This is a genomic window from Rhizobium sp. ARZ01 (assembly GCF_014851675.1).
Lineage (GTDB): Bacteria > Pseudomonadota > Alphaproteobacteria > Rhizobiales > Rhizobiaceae > Mycoplana.
The window spans coordinates 380,434-399,170 of record NZ_JACVAE010000002.1 but is presented as its reverse complement, the minus strand read 5'-3'; the positions used below and the strand labels follow the sequence as shown (position 1 = coordinate 399,170).

The following is an 18,737-nucleotide window of genomic DNA, read 5'->3' as shown; positions in this document are numbered from 1 at the left end:
AAACAAAAACCCCGACGTGCAGCGCCGGGGCTTTCAAATGTCACGAAAGCGAGGGGCGCGCCCTCATTCCCACTCGATCGTGCCGGGCGGCTTGCTCGTCACGTCGTAGACGACACGGTTGATGCCGCGAACTTCGTTGATGATGCGCGTGGCCGCACGGCCGAGGAAGTTCATGTCATAGTGGTAGAAGTCGGCCGTCATGCCATCCACCGAGGTGACGGCGCGCAGCGCGCAGACGAACTCGTAGGTGCGTCCGTCGCCCATCACGCCGACAGTCTGCACCGGCAGAAGCACGGCGAAGGCCTGCCAGATCTTGTCGTAGAGGCCGGCCTTGCGGATCTCGTCGAGATAGATCGCGTCCGCCTCGCGCAGGATCTCCAGCTTCTCGCGGGAGATGCCGCCGGGGCAGCGGATGGCCAGGCCCGGTCCGGGGAAGGGATGGCGGCCGATGAAACTGTCGGGCAGGCCGAGTTCGCGGCCGAGCACGCGCACTTCGTCCTTGAACAGCTCGCGCAGCGGCTCGACGAGCTGCATGTTCATGCGCTCGGGCAGGCCGCCGACATTGTGGTGCGACTTGATCGTCACTGACGGGCCGCCGGTGAAGGAAACACTCTCGATGACATCAGGATAAAGCGTGCCCTGTGCCAGGAATTCTGCACCACCGAGCTTCTTCGCCTCTTCCTCGAACACCTCGATGAACAGGCGGCCGATGATCTTGCGCTTGGTTTCCGGGTCGCTGACGCCCTCCAGTTCGCCGATGAAGCGATCGGAGGCGTCAACGTGGATCAGGTGCAGGTTGTAGTGCTCATGGAACATGGCGACGACGTTGGCTGCCTCGTTCTTGCGCATCAGGCCGTGGTCGACGAGGATGCAGGTCAGCTGCTCGCCGACGGCCTCGTGGATGAGAAGCGCGGCAACCGAGCTGTCGACGCCGCCCGACAGGGCGCAGATGACGCGCTTGTTGCCGACCTGCTCGCGGATCGCCTCGACGGCGCGGGCGCGGTAGGCCGACATCGACCAGTCGCCGGTAATCCCGGCGATCTTGTGCACGAAGTTGGACAGAAGCTTCGCCCCGTCCGGCGTGTGCACCACTTCCGGATGAAACATCGTGGTGTAGTAGCGCTTCGCCTCGTTGACACAGATGGCAAAGGGCGCGTTCTCGGATACGCCGATCACTTCGAAGCCTTCGGGCGCCACTGTGACGCGGTCGCCGTGGCTCATCCAGACCGGATATTTCTTGCCGACTTCCCAGATGCCATCGAACAGCGGGCTATCTTTCAGGATCGCCACGTCGGCGCGACCGAATTCGCGCGCGTGGCCGCCTTCCACCTTGCCGCCGAGCTGGGTTGCCAGCGTCTGCTGACCGTAGCAGATGGCGAGGATCGGCAGGCCGGACTCGAACACGATCTGCGGCGCGCGCGGGCTGCCGTGGTCGAGCACGGAGGCCGGGCCGCCGGAGAAGATGATCGCCTTCGGCTTCATCCGGTGGAACGCCTCTTCGGCGGACTGGAAGGGGATGATTTCGCAATAGACGCCTGCTTCGCGCACGCGCCGGCCGATGAGCTGGGTCACCTGGCTGCCGAAATCGATGATGAGAACGCTGTCGGGATGGGGTGTCTGGGTCATGGCGAGCCTTTAATGAAATTTGCCGCAGCGCGCAACCGGGGCAGCCCGGAAATTGAGGCTTCAAACGGCGATCGATCCGTCCAGGATGGCCTGTTCGAGACGGTCGACGGCGTCCGCAAGTTTCTCGTCGATGACGTGCAGGTATTCGGTCCAGTCGCCGACATGCTTCAGTTCCGCCTTGCCGTCGGAAATGCCGCGCAGGCCGATCAAGGGGACGCCGAAGGCCTGGCAGGCACGAAGGACGGCAAAGGTCTCCATCTCGACCATGTCCGCATCGATCGTTTCATAGGCAGCGCCCGTGACGATGTTGGCCCCGGTCGATAGCCGCGCCTCGGCAATACCAGGCACGCGCAGCGGCAGGGGAACGGTCGCGGGCAGGTCGAGGAACGGCGTCACGCCCTTGGCAAATCCGAGCGGCGAGGCATCCATGTCGCGGTAGGAGACACTGGTCGCCTGGTAGATTTCCGTCTGTTCCAACGTCGCCGACCCGGCCGAACCGAGCGAGATCACGAGATGCGGGAGCGCACTGGAGGCCTCCAAGCGGGCGAGGGCGCGCGTAACCTGGACGGCCGCCTCGACCGGCCCGACGCCGGTGATGACCGGCGTGATGCGGCTTTGCAGATGCGGCCCGTATTCGGCCTCGGCCGCCATCACATAGAGCAGCCTACGCCCTGCGACCATCTTGGCCCCGGGCATCATCCGGCGACGTCCTCGCGGCCGCGCACCACCATCATCGTCCCGGTCATCGAGGCGATCAGCTTGGCCGGCCCGTCACTGACGGCATATCCCCGCCCGTCCGCAACGATGATGTTGGATCCTGGCTTCGTCACCTCGCCGCGGAACAGGAACCAGTCGCCGCGCCCGGGCGACATCAGGTTCACCTTGAACTCGATCGTGAGGATGGAGGCGTCAGGGTCAATCACCGAATAGGCGGCGTAGCCGCAAGCGGAATCGAGTGCGGCCGAGATGATGCCGGCATGCAGGAAACCGTGCTGCTGTGTCAGTTTTTCGTCAAAGGGAAGTTCGATCTCGACGGTGCCGTGCTCGATGCGCGTCAACTGCGCCCCGATCAGGCGCATGGCCGCCTGCCGCTGGAAACTCGAGGTGATGCGTTCGCGGAAATCCGCGGGTGGAAGATCTGTCATGTCGCTCGTTTCGTCTCGCCGGACTGGCCCGGCGCCGAAACCCTCGCACGCGTGCCTTAGCATCGCAAGGCGTCAATTGCGCGCGATGGCACGTGCACCGGCCGGTGCGGAGAATTGCATGTGCGGCCTGGCGCCCTACATTTTCATCATGGACGATGCGATCGAGATCCGGCCGGGCCGGACAGCAGATGTGTTTGCGATCGGCCGGGTGCTCGTGGAGACCTGGAGGGCGACGTTCCGCGGCCTGCTCGACGATGCCTATCTCGACCGCATGTCGCCGGCCGAGCAGGCGGTGCGGCACATGTCCCGTCGCAGCGCAATTGGCGTCGGCCATTTCGTCGCGATCAACCGCAGGAGTGGCGCCTTGGTCGGTTTCGCCAACTATGGTCCTGCCCGCTATTCGGCGCCCACGCCCGTCGGCGAGATCTACGCGCTCTATGTCCTGCCGGCCTATCAGGGACGCGGTATCGGTGATGCTCTGGTGCGGGCCGTGGCGCGGCGGATGGTCGAGCGCGGAACGATGACGCTGTATGTCTGGGTGCTTTCGACCAATCCCAATCGCGCCTTCTACGAGCGCCTGGGGGCGACGCCGGTCGAGACGGGCACCATCGGCCTGGGTGGCCACCGGTACGAACAGGTCGCCTACGCCTGGCGTGACCTGCACGTCTTGATTTCGAGGGACGCAGGCGCTGCCTAACCGTTTCTATGTCCGCTCGAAGCGGATGATATGCTGGTCCCAGGCGAGTTCCGCGCTCGTTCCCTCGAACCGGCCGTCGTAGGAGGAGACCGCAAACCCGTGCCGCGACGGGGCGATACCAGCCGCGTCAGCGACAAGCTCTTCGCGCAAGATTCGCCCGGTCGCGGCCTCGATCGTGACCGCCACCCCGCCCTTCGGCGAGGTTAGCCCGACCAGTCCCTGCCCGCGATTGACGGCGATCGCACCGACATAGTTGGCAAGCCGCGTTGTCGTCTCCTCAGGCAGGTTGAGGAAGCGGATGTCCTCGCCCTTGGCGAAATGCCCGGCGAGCGGGGGAAGGTCGTTGCGCGGCCCCTCATACTGGCAGGCGAACCAGACGCGCCCTTGCGCATCGATATCGACATGCCGGGTGGACAACTGGCGCAGCGCCGGCGGCAATGCATGCCGTTCGATCAGTGTACCGGTCGCGGCATCGATCAGAGCTAGAGACGGCTCCATGTGGTCGAGGTTCAGCTTTGTGCGGCCGAAATCCGGATGCGTCTCGATCCCGCCATTGGCGATGACCAAGATGCGGCCGTCGTCGGAAACGGTCATGTCGTGCGTGCCGATGCCGTAGGTCCTGAATTCGCCGATGCGGCGATACTTGTTCGTTGCATCGTAGAGGCCGATGACGCCGCGGTTGGCTTCGAAATCGTTCTCGCTGGCATAGAGCAGCCGCCCGTCCGGCGAGAAACTGCCATGGCCGAAGAAATGCCGGTCCTCCCCGGCATGGATGACGACCGGTTCCGATCTTCGTCGCGTATCGAAGATCAGGGCGAATGTGCCCGGACGCCGGGCAAAGGCAACGGCATGGCCGGTTGCCGGACTGTACGCCATGCCGTGGCTGCGGGCCGGCAGCGGCACGCGCTCGATGATTGTCCCGTCTTCGGCAAGCGTCGCGACGCCGAAGCTGCCGTCGCGCGTCATGAAGCCGGAGGCAAACACGGCCTCAGCGCGTTCCAGGGCAAAGAGCGAGGAGGGCGCAAGCGTCGCCGCCCAGGCAGCACCTGCCGCCTTCATGAAATGCCTGCGATCGAGAAGCGGTGTCCGCACGAGGGCTTTTCCCTGCATTCGCCTCATAAGAGGCAGAGTTCCTCTGATCAGTCCCCGTCGGAAAACGAGAACCCGGCACCCAGGCCGATCGCGCCGCCGTAGTCGTTGCTCAGCCGCAGCACGAGGTCGCGGGCGTTGATGATCAGAAAGTCCATCTTCTGGCGCTCGGCCGGATCATTGACCGCTTTCTCAATATTGGGATCGATCTTTGGCGTAACGCGCTCGAGCGACGCGATCACGAACTCGATTGAGTCGCCGACAGAAGCATGTGCGGGATCAAGAAGTTCTTCCATCCCAGATTTAGTGAACAGCGCGCGCAGCCCCTTGAGATTGCCTTGGATAGAACGCCAGGTGTTGCCCGATCGCCAATAGACGGCCGACTTCGGCTTGGCTGCGGTGCCCTCTCGCTTGTAAAAGGCTTCGATCCGCTGGTCGCGCACCATTTCGGCGCCGTGCACGAGAATGCCGAGGAGGGCAGTGATAGCCTCCTTGCTGTCGCGGAACACCGGGTTGTCGGGACCTGGGTGCTTCCAGTCCTTCTGGACGCCGTCGGTCTTCTCCCATTCGGCGCTGAGCGCCCCCGTCGTCGCAGTGATGCTTTCGGCCACAGCCGCACCATAGCGGCAGCGAAAGCTGTCTTTCGTTTCGTCCAGCGTTTCGGCGCCCGTGCCGTAGAGCACGAATTCCAGCGCGCCGAGGCCCTGCACGGCGACGCTCTTTCCGGGCAGGGCTGCGGCGTCCGCATCCTTCTCGTCCGCCTTGGCCAGCAGCGCCTGCACCTGCTTCAGCCCGGTGCTTTTGCGGTCCGGATAGAAGAGGATCCGCTCGAAGCGATTCTGCTGCAGCACCGGGCCGTCGCGGACGATTTCGATGAACGACCACTTCGCCACAGTGTCGTCGAAGGCGGCATGGGCAGCTGCCTTCGTGCCCGCGGACGGAGCCGCGCAATAGGCCGATACGGATTTCGCGAGTGCCGATGCGGAGGCGTGCAGATCGCGATAGCCGGGCCGGATGACGTCGTCGACTGCCCGCGTCATGACGGCGGAGACCGCTTCGTCGGTCAGGACGGCCGACGGCAGCGGATTGGCATCCTGTGCGCGTGCAGGCAGCGCCAGTGCGGCAAGGGCAAGGCCGGCAAGGAGGAACCGGCGAAGGCTGGAACGGTGCGGCAGGGGCATCAGAGGGACTCCAGGAAGCTCAGCAGGGCGTCGCGGTCGGCCTTTTCCAGGTCGGCAAAGCGGTTTCGGGCGGCTTCCGCCTCGCCGCCGTGCCAGAGGATGGCCTCGGTCAGGTTACGTGCTCGTCCGTCGTGGAGAAAGTATGTGTGGCCGCTGACGGTCTCGGTAAGGCCGATACCCCAAAGCGGCGGTGTGCGCCATTCCCGCCCATCGGCGAGACCCACCTCTTGCCCGTCCGCCAGCCCGTCGCCCATATCGTGCAGCAGGAAGTCCGAATAGGGCCAGATGAGCTGGAAGGACAGCGCCTTGTCGCGTGCGTCGCGGCGGGTGACGAATTTCGGATTGTGGCAGGCGGTGCAGCCGGTGTCGTAAAACACCTTCTTACCGGCCAGCGTTTCGGCAAAGCTCGCCTTGCGGCGCGCCGGAACGGCGAGGTTCTCGGCGTAGAAGGTTACAAGGTCCAGCACCGGATCCGGCGCCTCGGTGTCGCCCAGTCGCTTCTGCACGCCATCGGGCATGGCAAGGCAAGCCTTCTGCGCCGACGTGCAGCCGCCCTGGCTAGCAGGGGTGTCCGGCGTTGAAATGCCGATGTCGTTCACGAAGGCTTCGGCGCTCTGCTGGCGGACGGTGGGGTTCTGCGCCTTCCAGCCAAAGCGGCCGAGCGCGAGCTTTCCAGTCTTTGCATCGCGCACCCGTGCGGCCTTGCCGCTGATGCCGTCTCCATCCGCATCGTCCGGGTCGGCGAGCGCCAGGACATCGGCTTCGTGGATGGCTTCGATCAGGCCGAGGCCGATCATCGGCGGCGTCATGCGGGGGGACAACGTCGTCGCCGGATCGAGGTCGCCATAAGCAAGATCCGTCACGAAGTAGCGTGGCCTGCGCAAGGAAGCCGTCTCGCCGCCACGAAGCTCCACCGGTTCTTCCGCGTACTCGACCTGCATCCGCCCCTCGGCCGCCAGACCCGGAACGGCGAAGTCCTGAAACTGCCCGCCGTAGATAGGGTCGGGAAAATTGAGGACTTCAAGCTTGTCGAGCCTTGCCCGTTCGGCGTCGTCTGCCGGCGGGCGGGCGAGGCGGAGAAAGGTGGTGCTCGTGCTGTCGCCGGGTTCCGGCGGGTGGCCGCGCCCATCTTTCAGATGGCAGTTCTGGCAGGCCCGCGAATTGAACAGCGGTCCGAGGCCGTCCGAGGCCTGCGTCGAGGAGGGGGAGGACACCCAGACCTTGCGGAACAGCGCATTGCCGAGCTTGAAACCTTCCTCCTGCTGGAAGGTCAGGTTCTCGGAAAAATGAGAAAAGCTGTCGGCGTTGATCGCAGCCGTCGAGGTTGCCGCGCCGCCCGACATCGCCTCATATTTTTCCGCCTTGGAGAAGTCGGCCGTCGGCGTCGTTATGGCTTCGACCCTTGCCTTGTCCTTGTCGGTCAGATCGGTGCGGCCTTCGCTGCCAGGCAGCTCGTTCGAGCCGGCAGGCGCGGCGCCCACGAGCGACAGTAGTAACGCGCCGAGCGCAGGCAGAAGACGATAGGCGTTGGTTGGCCTCATGTTCGAGATCGGGCCGCGTCACGAAGAAGCGCGGCCCGCCTTTGCATTTCTTATTGGAAGACGGCGTTAGGATTATCCAGGCTGTCGGAACCTTCAAGCTCGATCTTGCCCAGGTCAAGTGCGGAGATGACGCGCTCGATCGTCTTGGTCTGGGTCACCAGCCCGTCGATCGCCGCCTGCACCACCGCATTGCCCTCGGCATTGCCTTCGCCGATCATCTGGTCGTAGGCCTCGACCGTCTCAGCGCGCTTCACCATCGCCTGCATCGCGGTAATCGTCGTGTCGAGCTTCGCCTTCATCTCGGTGTCGAGAGCCGCGTCCTTCGCTGCCACCAGTTCCGCAAGGGAAGGGCCGGCCATCTTCGTGCCGTCAGGGCGGGTGTATTCGCCCGTATAGGCGCTCTGGATGCCGACCGCGTCGTAGTAATGCGAGTTATGGGTGTTGTCGGAGAAGCAGTCATGCTCCTCTTCCGGATCGTGCAGCAGGACGCCCAGCTTCATGCGTTCGCCGGCCAGTTCGCCATAGGAGAGCGAGCCCATGCCGGTGAGGATGGTCGAGAGGCCGGCTTTCGGATCGGCGTTGACATTCTTCGCAGCCGCGCCTTCCGGTGCCCATGCGGCGACCATTTCCTCCAGATCAGTGACCAGCAGATCGGTCGCAGCCTTCAGATAGGCGACGCGGCGGTCGCAATTGCCACCCGTGCAGCTCTTCGTGTCGAAGTCGGATGCCGGGCGGCTGCCGGCGCCCGGGCCGGTACCGTTGAGATCCTGACCCCACAGCAGGAATTCGATCGCATGATAGCCGGTCGCAACGTTCGCTTCCACGCCGCCGGCTTCCTGTAGCGTGCCCGCAAGGAATTCGGGCGTGACATTGCTTGCGTCCACATCCTTGCCGTCGATCTTGATCTTGGCATTGGCAATTACGTTGGCGACGAACAGCGCATTCTCGTCGCTCTCGGTCCCGTAGCTCGCGTCGACGTAGTCGATCAGCCCCTCGTCGAGCGGCCAGGCGTTGACCTTGCCCTCCCATTCGTCGACGGCCGCATTGCCGAAACGGTAGACTTCCGTCTGCTGATAGGGAACGCGGGACTTGATCCAGGCGGCGCGCGCCGCCTTCAGCGTTTCTTCGGTGGGCGCGGCAATCAGCGCGTCGACGGCGGCTGCAAGGTCCTTGGCAGTGGAAAGCGAGTCGGAAAATTTCGCGTGCGCGATCTCGCTGTAGTGTTTCACGACGGCAGCCGCATCGGTCGCGGCGGAAGCGGGCTGGACGGCGAACGCGGAAGTGGCGGTCAGAAGCGCCAGTGCGGCCGTGCGAAGGAAGGACGTCTTCATGATTTCTCCTGGGGTCCCATTCGAGTTTCGTTCCTTCCCGGCGCCCCTCCCCATGCGGGCGAACGACGTGCCGGGACATCGCCCGGAGCCGGGCGTTCAGGCCGGAGTCTCTTCGCGCAAAATTAAACTGGTGTCAAAGTGTATAGTTTAGAACCGTTCGACGGTTTGAGCCGCAGGCATTGCCGCCTGACGCAGAAATTCAGGAATTTCGGACCATGGCGCAGAAGAAAAAGCCGTCGGTGTCGGTCGAAGCCGGCGTCAGAGTCACCGTCTTCATGTCTGCCGACCAGGGCTGCGGCTTGTCCGTACCGAACAGGTCTTCCCACACTTCCGCCGCGGAAAGGATTTCGAAGGCCGGGTTGTCTTCGCAGAAGCCGTAGACCTGGTTTTCGTTTTCCTCAGGCAGCACCGAGCAGGTCACGTAGAGCAGATAGCCGCCCGGGCGCACGAAGTTTGCAGCACTCGCCAGCGCCTCTTCCTGTTGCGCGAGCCGCTCCTCAAGGTTTTTTTCCGTGAGTCGCCACTTCGTGTCGGGCCGGCGGCGCCAGGTGCCGGTGCCGGTGCATGGTGCGTCGACCAGCACGCGATCGAACCGGCCGGCAAGCGGCGACAGGCTGGTGAGATCCTCATGCACCTGGACATTGCGCGTGCCGGCGCGCTTGAGCCGCTCGATGATCGGTGCCAGCCGCTTGCGGTCAGCGTCGTAGGCGTGCACCTGTCCCTTGTTGTTCATAGCAGCCGACATGGCGAGCGTCTTGCCGCCGCCGCCGGCGCAGAAATCGAGCACCTGCTCGCCTTCCCGCGGGAAGACCAGATCGGCGACGATCTGCGATCCTTCGTCCTGCACCTCGAACCAACCCTTCTGGAACGAGAGCTCGGCGGTGACGTTCGGAAGCCGCGATGGACCTACGCCGGCAGGAATGCGGATGCCGTTGCGCGCGATCGTCGTCGGCGCCGCACCGCTGCGTTCCAATGCTTTGAGCACTTTCTCGCGCGAGGCCTTCAGAGTATTGGCCCTGAGGTCGAGCGTCGGACGCCCGGTCAGCGCCTTGGCTTCGGCGAGCCAGTCGTCGGAGAAATTCTCTGCGAAGGAAGGCTGCACCCACTCGGGAATGTCGCCCTGCACATGTAGCGGCGCATTTTCCAGACGGCGGGCGGCAAACGCCGCGAGCCGTTCGGTGGGAATGTCCGGAGCAAACTTGTCGCCGTCCAGTTCCTTGGTCAGCGTCTCGGCTGTCAGGCCCCATTGGCGCAGCATCACACCAAGGGCAAGGGAAGCCGCGCTATCGTCGTCCATCAGGTAGGCGTGCGAGAGTTTCATGCGCAGCGCATCGTAGACGATGTTGCCGATCGCCGCCCGGTCTCCGGAACCGGCGAAACGGTGGGCGAGGCCCCAGTCCTTCAGCGCGTCGGCGACCGGACGCTTGCGCGCCTCGATATCCGCCAGAACCTCGATGGCTCCTGCGAGCCGTCCACCCAATCGCATTGCTCAACTCCGTTTTTCGCCGTGGTAACGGCGATGGCCGGCAAGAGCAAGCCGATGGGCGTCGATTTGCCGTGGCAGCGTCAGCTGCTGATGATCTGATAGCAGACCTTTGCGTGGCCAGAGCTGATCATGCCGATCTCAGAGGCCGCCGCCTTGGAAAGGTCGAGCACGCGGCCGCGGATGAACGGACCACGGTCGTTGATGCGCACGACGACGCTCTTGCCGTTCTTGGCATTGGTGACCTTGACCTTGGTGCCGAAGCGCAGGGTCTTGTGGGCCGCTGTCAGCTTGGCCGGGTTCATGCGCTCGCCGGAGGCGGTCTTCGATGTCAGGGCGTACCAGGAGGCGCCGCCGCAGCCGGCAGCTTCGGCGACAGATGCGAAGGTAACGGGCGCAGCGATGATGATGGCAGCAAGTGCCGCAGCAGAGGATTTGACAGACATGATGAACCCCTCAGAGCTGGTGTCCGGTTTCTTTCGACAGCTCTGTGTATTCGGGCGAAAAATGGCGAAAAATCGCTCGCCCTGGGGCGGGTTACTTCGTTAATAAGTTGGAAATAATTTGAATAAAATGCCGACGTCGTCCGTTTAACCACTGTTTGGTCAGGAAAAGTCGTTTAGAATCAGTGATAATCTTGAAGTGTTGACATACTTAGAAAAATCCGCCTCGACCGCCTGGAGGCAGTGAAAAAAAATTGCACATACGCCGAAAAGAGTACCCTAAACCGAATCTATTGAGGGGCTATATCTCGTTAAGGTTGCGCAATGTTGACGAAACTTGGGCGGGTGTGAGCCGCATTTGGCAACCTTCTGTTAACCGATCGGCGACCTCAACCGCGCCAGTCGTTGTCACTCCACATCTGCGCCAGTGACATGCGGTAATTCGGGTATCGGAAGAAGAAGCCGAGCGAGCGAATTCTGGCGTTCGAAACGCGCTTGTTTTCACCGTAGAACGATCGCGCCATGGGCGAAAGTTCGGCCGTCTCGAAGGGAACTTCCGGCGGCATTTCGGCACCCATGAGCCGGGCGGCCTCCGCCACGACATCCTGCGGCGGGCCGGGCTCATCATCGGTGATGTTGAAGACGCCGCTGTGCCCGCCGCGCGCCAGAAACAGCGCCGAGCCGCCGATATCCTCGACCCGGATACGATTGAAGACCTGATCCTTCTTGATCAGCCGTCGAGCCGTGCCCTCTTCGACGTTGCGCAGCGCATTGCGGCCAGGACCATAGATGCCGGCCAGCCGCAGAACGGCGACGGGCAGGCCACATTGCTCAGAGAAGGCGAGCCAGCGCTCTTCCGCCTCGACCCGCTCGACCGAGCGTGTGGAGGCCGGGTGGATTGGCGTGTCTTCATCAACCCACGCCCCCTTGTGGTCGCCATAGACGCCGACCGTCGATAGGTAGCCGACCCATTGCAGGTTCGGCATCAGATCGCCAACCGGCTTCGTGCCGGGCCGGAACAGCGGATCACCGTTCTTTCCCGGCGCGATCGACTGGACGAGATGCGTGGCCCCCTCCATCACGCTTGCCAGTTCAGCGGAGATGGCTTCGCCGTCAAAGAGCAAGGGCTCGATACCAAGGACGGCGAGCGCCACCTGCTTGTCCGGCGAGCGCGTCGTGCCCACCGCCGAAAAGCCGGCGAGCATGAACGCCTGGGCGATCGCCCGACCGGAAAACCCCGCTCCCAACACCAGCAAACGCATCAGACGACCTCCATCGCAACTTCATACTCCGCCCGCACCTCCGGGTCGGCCTCGTCGGCTATCCTCGCGGCAAGCCGGTGAAAGTCCTCTTTACACATGAGCCGTGCAAGTGCCCACACCGCCATGCCGCGCACGGTGGGAGAGGCGTCGTTCGTCAGGCTCTCGCAGGTCGGTATCAATGCCGCATCGCCGCTGTTTCCAGCCGCAATCAAGAGGTTGCGCACGAACCGGTCGCGACCGATCCGCTTGACCGGGGAGCCGGAAAACAGCGTCCTGAAGGCTGAGTCGTCTAACTCGAGCAATTCGGCGATACGCGGTGCCTTCAGATCTTCGCGGGCGTGAAACTTCATTTCGGAAGCCGATGCGGCGAATTTGTTCCAGGGACAAGCGGCAAGACAGTCGTCGCAGCCGTAGATGCGGTTGCCGATCAGCGGGCGCAGTTCCCGGTCGATGACGCCCTTATGCTCGATGGTGAGATAGGAAATGCAGCGGCGTGCGTCGATCTTGTAGGGTGCCGGAAAGGCGTTCGTCGGGCAGGCGTCAAGACAGGCCCGGCAGGAGCCGCAATGGTCGCGCTCCGGCTCATCCGGCGCGAGCTCGGCGGTGGTGAACATGCTTCCGAGAAAAAGCCAGGAGCCAAATTCGCGGCTGACGAGGTTTGTGTGCTTGCCCTGCCAACCGAGTCCGGCCTGCATGGAAAGCGGCTTCTCCATAACGGGCGCCGTGTCCACGAACACCTTCACGTCCTCGCCGGCACGCGCGGCAAATCTGGTGGCGATCTCCTTCAGTCTGCCCTTGATGACGTCGTGATAGTCGCGATTGCGGGCGTAGACCGAGATTGCCGCCCGGTCGGGCATGGCAAGCACGACACGGGGATCCTCGTCGGGTCCGTAGTTCATCCCGAAAAGGATCACCGAGCGTACGTCGCCCCAGAGCACGCGCGGATCAGCCCGACGGTCGCGCGTTTCTGCCATCCAGTCCATCGTCCCCTGGCGGCCGGCATCAATGAACTCCTTGAGCCGCTGCGGTGCGTCGGGAATCGAGTCCGGCCGTGCAATGCGGCAGATGTCGAAACCCTTGTCCGCGGCTTCGGAGAGCAGGAACGCCTTGAGCTTGTCCCGCGCTCTGCTGGAGCGCTCCGTGCTGACGACGACGCCGGGCATGGCTTCGGCCCTAAAAGTCAAGGTCCGCGTAATGCGAGACCGGGGTTACGCCGCGCACACGCTCACCCAGCAGGGGACGGAAGGAGGGGCGCGACTTGATGCGCTGATACCAGTCCTTGGCCTGGGGGGCGTCCAGCCAGTTGATCTCGCCGAGATAGTCCAGCACGGAAATCGCGGCGGCTGCGGCAAGGTCCGCATAACTCAGCCGGTCGCCGGCGAGATAGGTGCGCGAGCCGGCGAGCCAGGAAAGATACTTCATGTGCTGGCGGATGTTCGCACGCGAGTTGCGCAGGACCTTGCTGTCGGGTGGCCCGCCGCCCTGGTCGGGCGTCATCTGCAGCTTGAAGATGCGCTCGCGCACCAGCGGCCGCGTCACGTCCTGCTCCAGCTTCTGCAGGAACCACTCGACCAGTCGGCGTATCTCCGCCCGCTGGAAGGGATCCTCCGCCAGAAGCCGGCGGTCGCGCTTCAGAACGCCATGCGTCTCGTCGAGATATTCGGAAATGACGGTGGCGCCGCAGAGCGCGCGCATGCTGTCGTCGACATAGACGGGCAGCGTTCCGGCCGGGTTCAGCGCCAGGAAATCGCGCCGGTTTTCCCAGGGCTGTTCCTCCGCGAAATCGGTCTGGTAGCCGTATTCGGATAGGATCAGCCGAACAAAGCGTGAAGTGGAGGACATCGGGTGATGGTAAAGGGTCGGCATTCTGGCGTTTCTTTTGATGATTGTCGGAGGACGCGGACCGGCCAAATGGCATAGCGGCGGTTTGCACTGGTCACGACTCTTGACACAAAGCTATAGGAACATGGTTAAGCAAACACAAGCGAATCAGTATTCCCGTGTCCGCCTGCGACACCATCTCTTCAAGGATTCTTCATGGCCGACCAGTCGATTGTCAGCGCCCTCGTTCTCGGATTGATCGAAGGGCTGACGGAGTTTATCCCAGTTTCCTCAACGGCCCATGTGCTCCTGGCCGGGCATTTTCTCGGCTTCAAGTCACCCGGTAACACGTTCGCGGTCTTGATTCAGCTTGGCGCCATCCTCGCCATTCTGGCCGTCTATGCAACGAAGCTTATCCACATCGCACTGGCATTGCCCTCGAGCGCGAAGGCGCGGCGTTTCGTGCTTTGCGTCCTGATCGCCTTCCTGCCGGCGGCGCTGATCGGCGTGGTCGCGCACGACTTCATCAAGACGGTACTGTTCGAGACGCCGCAGTTGATCTGCATCGTGCTGATCGTCGGCGGTGTCGTGCTTTATGCGATCGACCGGCTGCCGCTGACGCCGCGCTACAAGGACGTGATGGACTACCCACCGTCCCTGGCCCTCAAGATTGGGCTGTTTCAGTGCCTGGCGATGGTACCTGGCACCTCGCGCTCGGGCGCGACGATCGCCGGTGCGCTGCTGATGGGCACGGACAAGCGTTCGGCCGCGGAGTTTTCGTTCTTCCTCGCCATGCCGACGATGCTCGGCGCCTTTACGCTCGATCTCTACAAGAACAGGGATGCATTGAGCTTCGATGATGGGATGCTGATCGTCGTTGGCTTCGCCGCCGCGTTCGTAGCGGCACTCATCGTGGTGCGCTCGCTGCTCGATTTCGTATCGCGGCGCGGCTTTGCACCCTTCGCGATCTGGCGGATCATCATCGGCGTGGCCGGCTTGATCGGTCTGGCGCTCTGGGGGTGAGGTTCGCCCTTGCGGCAGGGCTCAGTCTGACAATGCGAAACAGGAAGCCGGGCGTGATCGTCCGGCTTTTTTTGTCGGCTCAGCGAGCGATCGAGGCGGTCGTGCAGGGATCGACACCGTAGGCAGGCGCACAGCCATGCTTGCCTGCAGCGACCGTGGTCGGGGCCATGAAAGAGCCCGCCAGGATTACCAGCGCTGCGCAGCCGAAGAAGAGTGCAATTGCCTTGCCCATGTCGAAGAGGTCCTTAAGGAAAGATGTGCGCCGTTTTGGCCCGTCTGGCCCGTAGCGCGAGGCGGTGTGTATGCGCCGCCCCGCAAAACATCAATAAGGGAACATGCTGAATGTCGCGTAAATAAAGTACGGATTTTTTTACTGCGGCAGAACTGCAACGTTCTGCCGATCACCCAAATGGTGATGCCCTTGCCGGATAGTCGTACGTCGTCGAAACGACCCGATCACCTGCGGAGGGCCAAGACGTTGCATCGGCGGCTGCCATTCCGGCTCCGCCGATCCTGGCTGTCAGGGACGGCCTAGAGCGTCCCGCGCGTAAACTGCCCCTGCGGGCGATAACGCACGAGATAGGAAGGCAGGATCGCTTCGGCGAGCGCCGGCGTAATGCCGAGTTGCTGAATAGTGCGGCCGTCCTTCTTCGCAGCGTCCGATACGATGTTGTCCGACCGAAGGAGCTTCACCTGGTCGGCGGTCAGCGGCGGATCGACGAAGGGAACGAGCGAAGAAAGGGAGCCAATCAGCGAGGCGATGCCGAAGGGAATGGAGACCAGCGGCCGCTTGCGATCGATAACCTGAAGCATCAGTTCGAGACACTGGCGGAACGTCAGAATTTCAGGGCCGCCGAGCTCGTAGGTCGCTCCCTTTGCCGCCTTGCCATCGACGGAAAGCGCAACGGCTTCCGCGACATCCGCGACATAGATCGGCTGGAATTTGGTGTGTCCGCCGCCAATCAAGGGGAGTGCTGGCGCAAAACGCGACATTTCGGCAAACTTGTTGAAGAAGCTGTCCTCCGGCCCGAAGATGATCGACGGGCGCAGGACAACCGCATCCGGCAGCACTTGGCGGATGCCGAGCTCACCGCGACCCTTGGACCTGGCATAGTCAGATGCCGAATTCGCGTCCGCGCCGATTGCCGAGATATGGGTGAGCGTGGCACCGCGGGCGCGGGCGGCTTCGGCTACCGCGCGGGCGCCGAAATCCTGCACGGCGTTGAAGCGGTTGCGCCCGCTTTCAAAGAGGATGCCGACGCAGTTGACGACGTGGTCCGCGTCCTGAACCGCCCGGTCGATGGAATCCCGATAGCGTAGATTTGCCTGCACGAAGGAAATTTGCCCGAGACCGCCGATCGGCTGGAGGAAACCAGCCAGATCCGGCCGACGCACGGCCACCCGAATGCGATAGCCACGCTTCGCCAACGCTCGCACCACATGACGCCCGACGAATCCGGAACCACCGAAAACGGTGACCTGCGGCGGAAGGTTGGAGAGGGTCATGCGGGAAGCTCCTGGAATAGGCGAGGTAGATGTGGCCTACATAGCCCAAAGAAACCGGCAGGTGAAGGCTTGTCGTCACACACCTTTCGGATCATCCGGTGATGGCTGCTGCAGTGTTTCAGACCCCCTCGACCACGACCATTTCGGCGTCGGCGACTTCCTGGCGGATGGCGGCGGCGATCTGGTATTCTGGCGAGTTGTAGCAGTCGAGTGCCGCCTGGAGCGACGGAAATTCGATCACCACGTTGCGGGCGCGGACCTCGCCCTCCAGTTTCTGGAAAGCCCCACCGCGAGCCAGGAAGATGGCGCCATATTTTTCGAAGGCAGGTTTCGCCGCCGCAACATAGTCCTTGTAACGCTCTGTGTCGCGAACATCGACGCGCGCGATCCAGTATCCCTTGGCCATGGTTCCTCTCCCTTTTCTGTCGTCTAGGATTTCAGTTCGCCCGCCATCTCGGCGAGGATCGCTTCTGCGGCGGCGCGCGGATCAGCGGCCTGCACAATCGGTCGAGCCACGACCAGATGGCTGGAGCCGGCCTTTAGCGCCTCCGCCGGCGTCATCACGCGCTTCTGGTCGCCCTTCTCGGCTCCGGCGGGGCGGATGCCCGGCGTGACGATCGCCATGTCGGCTCCGGCAATCTTGCGGACGGCGGACGCTTCTTCCGCGGAGCAGACAATGCCGCCCATGCCTGCCGCGCGCGCCTGCTCCGCGCGGCGCAGCACGAGCGTACGCGGATCGAGTTCGTAGCCGGCTTCATGGACATCGCTTGCATCCATCGAGGTCAGTACCGTAACGCCCAGCAGGCAGAGGTCGGAACCCTTTGCGGCCGCGACGGCCGCGCGCATCGCCTTCGGATAGGCGTGCAACGTCAGCATCGACATTCCCATTTTTGCGATGTTCTCCACGCCCTTCGCCACCGTGTTGTCGATGTCGAGCAGCTTCATGTCGAGGAAGACCTTCTTGCCATCGCTGGCCAGGTCGCGCGCGAACTCCAGTCCGCCGGCAAAGACGAGCTGGTAGCCGATCTTGTAGAACAGCACGCTGTCACCGAGTGCGCGGACCTTCTCCTCGGCTTCGGCGACGGTCGGGACGTCCAGCCCGACGATCAGGCGCTCGCGTGCGTTCATGGTCACATGCCTTTCCAGTACTCCATCGCCGTCCAGTCGCATGTGACGAGGCGATCCGCAAGCCGGAAGGCGAAAAGATTGCCGCCGCCGGCGGGCTGGTCATGGCTCCGGGCGATCGGGTGGCCTTGCAGGTGGCACTTCAGCAGCGTCCCGACGCCACCATGCCCAATGAAAGCGATGGGTTTGGCGGGATCATGCGAGTCGAGAATCTTGGAGACATTCGAACTGATCCGGGCTTGCGCATCGATCGCCCGTTCCCAGCCCCGGAAGCTCTCCGTTGGGTGGGCGAAGAACCAGTCGGCAGCCTCCTCGAACCGATCGGGAGGCAGGAAGCCGGTGGCGGAACGATCGTTCTCTCCCATGCCCGCCATGGTCTCTATGGGCACCTTGGCCGCTTTGGCCAGGATCTCGGCAGTCTCGATCGCCTTCTTCTCGTCGCTCGACACGATCCGGGTGAGCGACGCCACCCAGGATGCTTTCGCGCTCCGGATCGCCCGCTGCTGGCCGATCTCGGACAGCCCCCATTCGGGGACGGCGATGTTAGGGTCGATCCTTACCTGCGGATGGGTGATATAGACAGCGAACATCGGCGCCGCGTCTCAGTGCGTCCTTCGGTAGGTCCAAAGCTGAGCCGGCGGGATGTTGCGCACGACGAAATCGAGATGGCTGATCTGATAGCGGTCGGGCATGGCCGTGACCGGCGAGACCGGACCGTAGGAAATCTGCACGACCGGGCGCCCAGGCGGAATGCGCCGCAGCAGGTCTTCGATCAACGCCACGCGCCGATGCATGGGGAAATTGAGCAGCGGAACCGCGGAGACCACGCTGTCGAATTGCTGGTCTTTCAGCGCGCCAAGCGTACTGTCGAGATCGAAGGCGTCGCCATTGATAAACCTAACGCCTTCGAACCGCTCGATCAGGTGATTGTAGAACTCTGTCGAAAACTCGACCGAGACGATCTTCCCCGGTGCAACGCCTGTATCCAGGATCGCCTTCGTAATCGCGCCTGTGCCCGGACCGAGTTCCAAAACCGGGAGGCCGGAGTTGGGATTGATCACGCTCGCCATCCGCCGCGCGGTCACCGAGGATGTGGGGATAATGGAGCCGACGGCGCGCGTGTTGCTGATCCAGCCCTTGAAGAAGCGGATCTCCTCGTCGAACTTCTTGCCGAGGTGTTCCTTGACCTTCCCGCGCAGATTCATGTTCCCTCCCAATCTCGCAACGCTGCAACCCTCCGAAGCGATTCGGAAGCGTGTTGCCTCAGTATTTGTTTCCACTTGCGGCAAAAACAAGTCTTTTTACGTCACGTCCCATGCAATCGCTCATGCAGCCTCTTTGCTCCCGTAAGGGAGAAGATCGCTCACTCGCCGGCCCCGAGCGCGCCGGTTCATCCCTAAATGCCGATGCGAACCGCGCCTCCCCCTGCGCACACCTTCTACGCATTGTGCGATAGGAACGGGT

The 18,737-nt window shown here is 63.1% G+C and carries 20 protein-coding genes; 2 read left to right on the top strand and 18 right to left on the bottom strand.

Features of this window, described 5'->3' with window-relative positions:
* Positions 1-63: 63 nt before the first annotated feature.
* Genes guaA through IB238_RS16040 form a run of 3 tightly spaced genes read right to left on the bottom strand, consistent with a single transcriptional unit; the run spans position 64 to position 2,771 of the window.
* Complete coding sequence (guaA, locus tag IB238_RS16050; protein ID WP_192248869.1) at positions 64-1,626, bottom strand: glutamine-hydrolyzing GMP synthase; 1,563 nt, start codon at positions 1,624-1,626, stop codon at positions 64-66.
* A 60-nt stretch (positions 1,627-1,686) separates the two neighbouring features.
* Positions 1,687-2,325, bottom strand: coding sequence for a 5'-methylthioadenosine/S-adenosylhomocysteine nucleosidase (locus IB238_RS16045; RefSeq protein ID WP_192248866.1), 639 nt, complete (start codon positions 2,323-2,325; stop codon positions 1,687-1,689).
* Positions 2,322-2,771: a PaaI family thioesterase gene (locus IB238_RS16040; protein ID WP_192248862.1), complete on the bottom strand. Its 450-nt coding sequence runs from the start codon at positions 2,769-2,771 to the stop codon at positions 2,322-2,324. Before IB238_RS16040 ends, IB238_RS16045 begins: the two co-directional genes overlap by 4 nt.
* Before the next feature lie 118 nt (positions 2,772-2,889).
* Between IB238_RS16040 and IB238_RS16035 the strand changes: the two genes are divergently transcribed.
* Positions 2,890-3,468: a GNAT family N-acetyltransferase gene (locus IB238_RS16035; RefSeq protein ID WP_192248858.1), complete on the top strand. Its 579-nt coding sequence runs from the start codon at positions 2,890-2,892 to the stop codon at positions 3,466-3,468.
* A 6-nt stretch (positions 3,469-3,474) separates the two neighbouring features.
* Here the strand turns inward: IB238_RS16035 and IB238_RS16030 are convergent, their stop codons facing one another.
* The 9 genes from IB238_RS16030 to IB238_RS15990 form a co-directional block, all read right to left on the bottom strand.
* The gene (locus tag IB238_RS16030) at positions 3,475-4,578 is read right to left on the bottom strand and encodes a DUF1513 domain-containing protein (RefSeq protein ID WP_192248856.1); all 1,104 of its coding nucleotides are present in this window, start codon (positions 4,576-4,578) and stop codon (positions 3,475-3,477) included.
* Positions 4,579-4,607: 29 nt separating this feature from the next.
* Positions 4,608-5,738: an imelysin family protein gene (locus IB238_RS16025; RefSeq protein ID WP_192248853.1), complete on the bottom strand. Its 1,131-nt coding sequence runs from the start codon at positions 5,736-5,738 to the stop codon at positions 4,608-4,610.
* Positions 5,738-7,279, bottom strand: coding sequence for a di-heme oxidoredictase family protein (locus IB238_RS16020; protein ID WP_192248850.1), 1,542 nt, complete (start codon positions 7,277-7,279; stop codon positions 5,738-5,740). Before IB238_RS16020 ends, IB238_RS16025 begins: the two co-directional genes overlap by 1 nt.
* 50 nt (positions 7,280-7,329) lie before the next feature.
* Positions 7,330-8,610, bottom strand: a complete 1,281-nt coding sequence (locus tag IB238_RS16015; protein ID WP_192248847.1) for an imelysin family protein — start codon at positions 8,608-8,610, stop codon at positions 7,330-7,332.
* Between the two features lie 199 nt (positions 8,611-8,809).
* Positions 8,810-10,096 carry an RsmB/NOP family class I SAM-dependent RNA methyltransferase gene (locus IB238_RS16010; RefSeq protein WP_192248844.1) on the bottom strand — a complete coding sequence of 429 codons (1,287 nt, stop codon included), beginning with the start codon at positions 10,094-10,096 and terminating at the stop codon, positions 8,810-8,812.
* Positions 10,097-10,176: 80 nt separating this feature from the next.
* On the bottom strand, positions 10,177-10,539 hold the full coding sequence (locus tag IB238_RS16005; protein WP_192248841.1) for a septal ring lytic transglycosylase RlpA family protein: 363 nt from the start codon (positions 10,537-10,539) through the stop codon (positions 10,177-10,179).
* A gap of 386 nt (positions 10,540-10,925) precedes the next feature.
* Complete coding sequence (locus tag IB238_RS16000) at positions 10,926-11,798, bottom strand: SDR family oxidoreductase (protein WP_192248838.1); 873 nt, start codon at positions 11,796-11,798, stop codon at positions 10,926-10,928.
* The gene (queG, locus tag IB238_RS15995) at positions 11,798-12,961 is read right to left on the bottom strand and encodes a tRNA epoxyqueuosine(34) reductase QueG (RefSeq protein WP_192248835.1); all 1,164 of its coding nucleotides are present in this window, start codon (positions 12,959-12,961) and stop codon (positions 11,798-11,800) included. Before queG ends, IB238_RS16000 begins: the two co-directional genes overlap by 1 nt.
* Before the next feature lie 10 nt (positions 12,962-12,971).
* Complete coding sequence (locus tag IB238_RS15990) at positions 12,972-13,664, bottom strand: glutathione S-transferase family protein (protein WP_192248832.1); 693 nt, start codon at positions 13,662-13,664, stop codon at positions 12,972-12,974.
* 171 nt (positions 13,665-13,835) lie between these two features.
* Between IB238_RS15990 and IB238_RS15985 the strand changes: the two genes are divergently transcribed.
* Positions 13,836-14,642, top strand: coding sequence for an undecaprenyl-diphosphate phosphatase (locus IB238_RS15985; protein ID WP_192248828.1), 807 nt, complete (start codon positions 13,836-13,838; stop codon positions 14,640-14,642).
* 79 nt (positions 14,643-14,721) lie between these two features.
* Here the strand turns inward: IB238_RS15985 and IB238_RS15980 are convergent, their stop codons facing one another.
* The 6 genes from IB238_RS15980 to pmtA all read right to left on the bottom strand — a co-directional run bounded on the left by IB238_RS15980 (position 14,722) and on the right by pmtA (position 18,478).
* Positions 14,722-14,874: a hypothetical protein gene (locus IB238_RS15980; RefSeq protein ID WP_192248825.1), complete on the bottom strand. Its 153-nt coding sequence runs from the start codon at positions 14,872-14,874 to the stop codon at positions 14,722-14,724.
* A gap of 299 nt (positions 14,875-15,173) precedes the next feature.
* Entirely contained in the window at positions 15,174-16,148 is a 975-nt protein-coding gene (locus tag IB238_RS15975; protein WP_192248822.1) for a complex I NDUFA9 subunit family protein, read from the bottom strand.
* A gap of 118 nt (positions 16,149-16,266) precedes the next feature.
* Entirely contained in the window at positions 16,267-16,554 is a 288-nt protein-coding gene (locus IB238_RS15970) for a DUF1330 domain-containing protein (protein ID WP_192248819.1), read from the bottom strand.
* A 23-nt stretch (positions 16,555-16,577) separates the two neighbouring features.
* Complete coding sequence (gene pyrF, locus IB238_RS15965) at positions 16,578-17,276, bottom strand: orotidine-5'-phosphate decarboxylase (protein WP_192249725.1); 699 nt, start codon at positions 17,274-17,276, stop codon at positions 16,578-16,580.
* A gap of 2 nt (positions 17,277-17,278) precedes the next feature.
* Positions 17,279-17,863: a histidine phosphatase family protein gene (locus tag IB238_RS15960; protein WP_192248816.1), complete on the bottom strand. Its 585-nt coding sequence runs from the start codon at positions 17,861-17,863 to the stop codon at positions 17,279-17,281.
* A gap of 12 nt (positions 17,864-17,875) precedes the next feature.
* Positions 17,876-18,478, bottom strand: coding sequence for a phospholipid N-methyltransferase PmtA (pmtA, locus tag IB238_RS15955; protein ID WP_192248813.1), 603 nt, complete (start codon positions 18,476-18,478; stop codon positions 17,876-17,878).
* Positions 18,479-18,737: the final 259 nt, after the last annotated feature.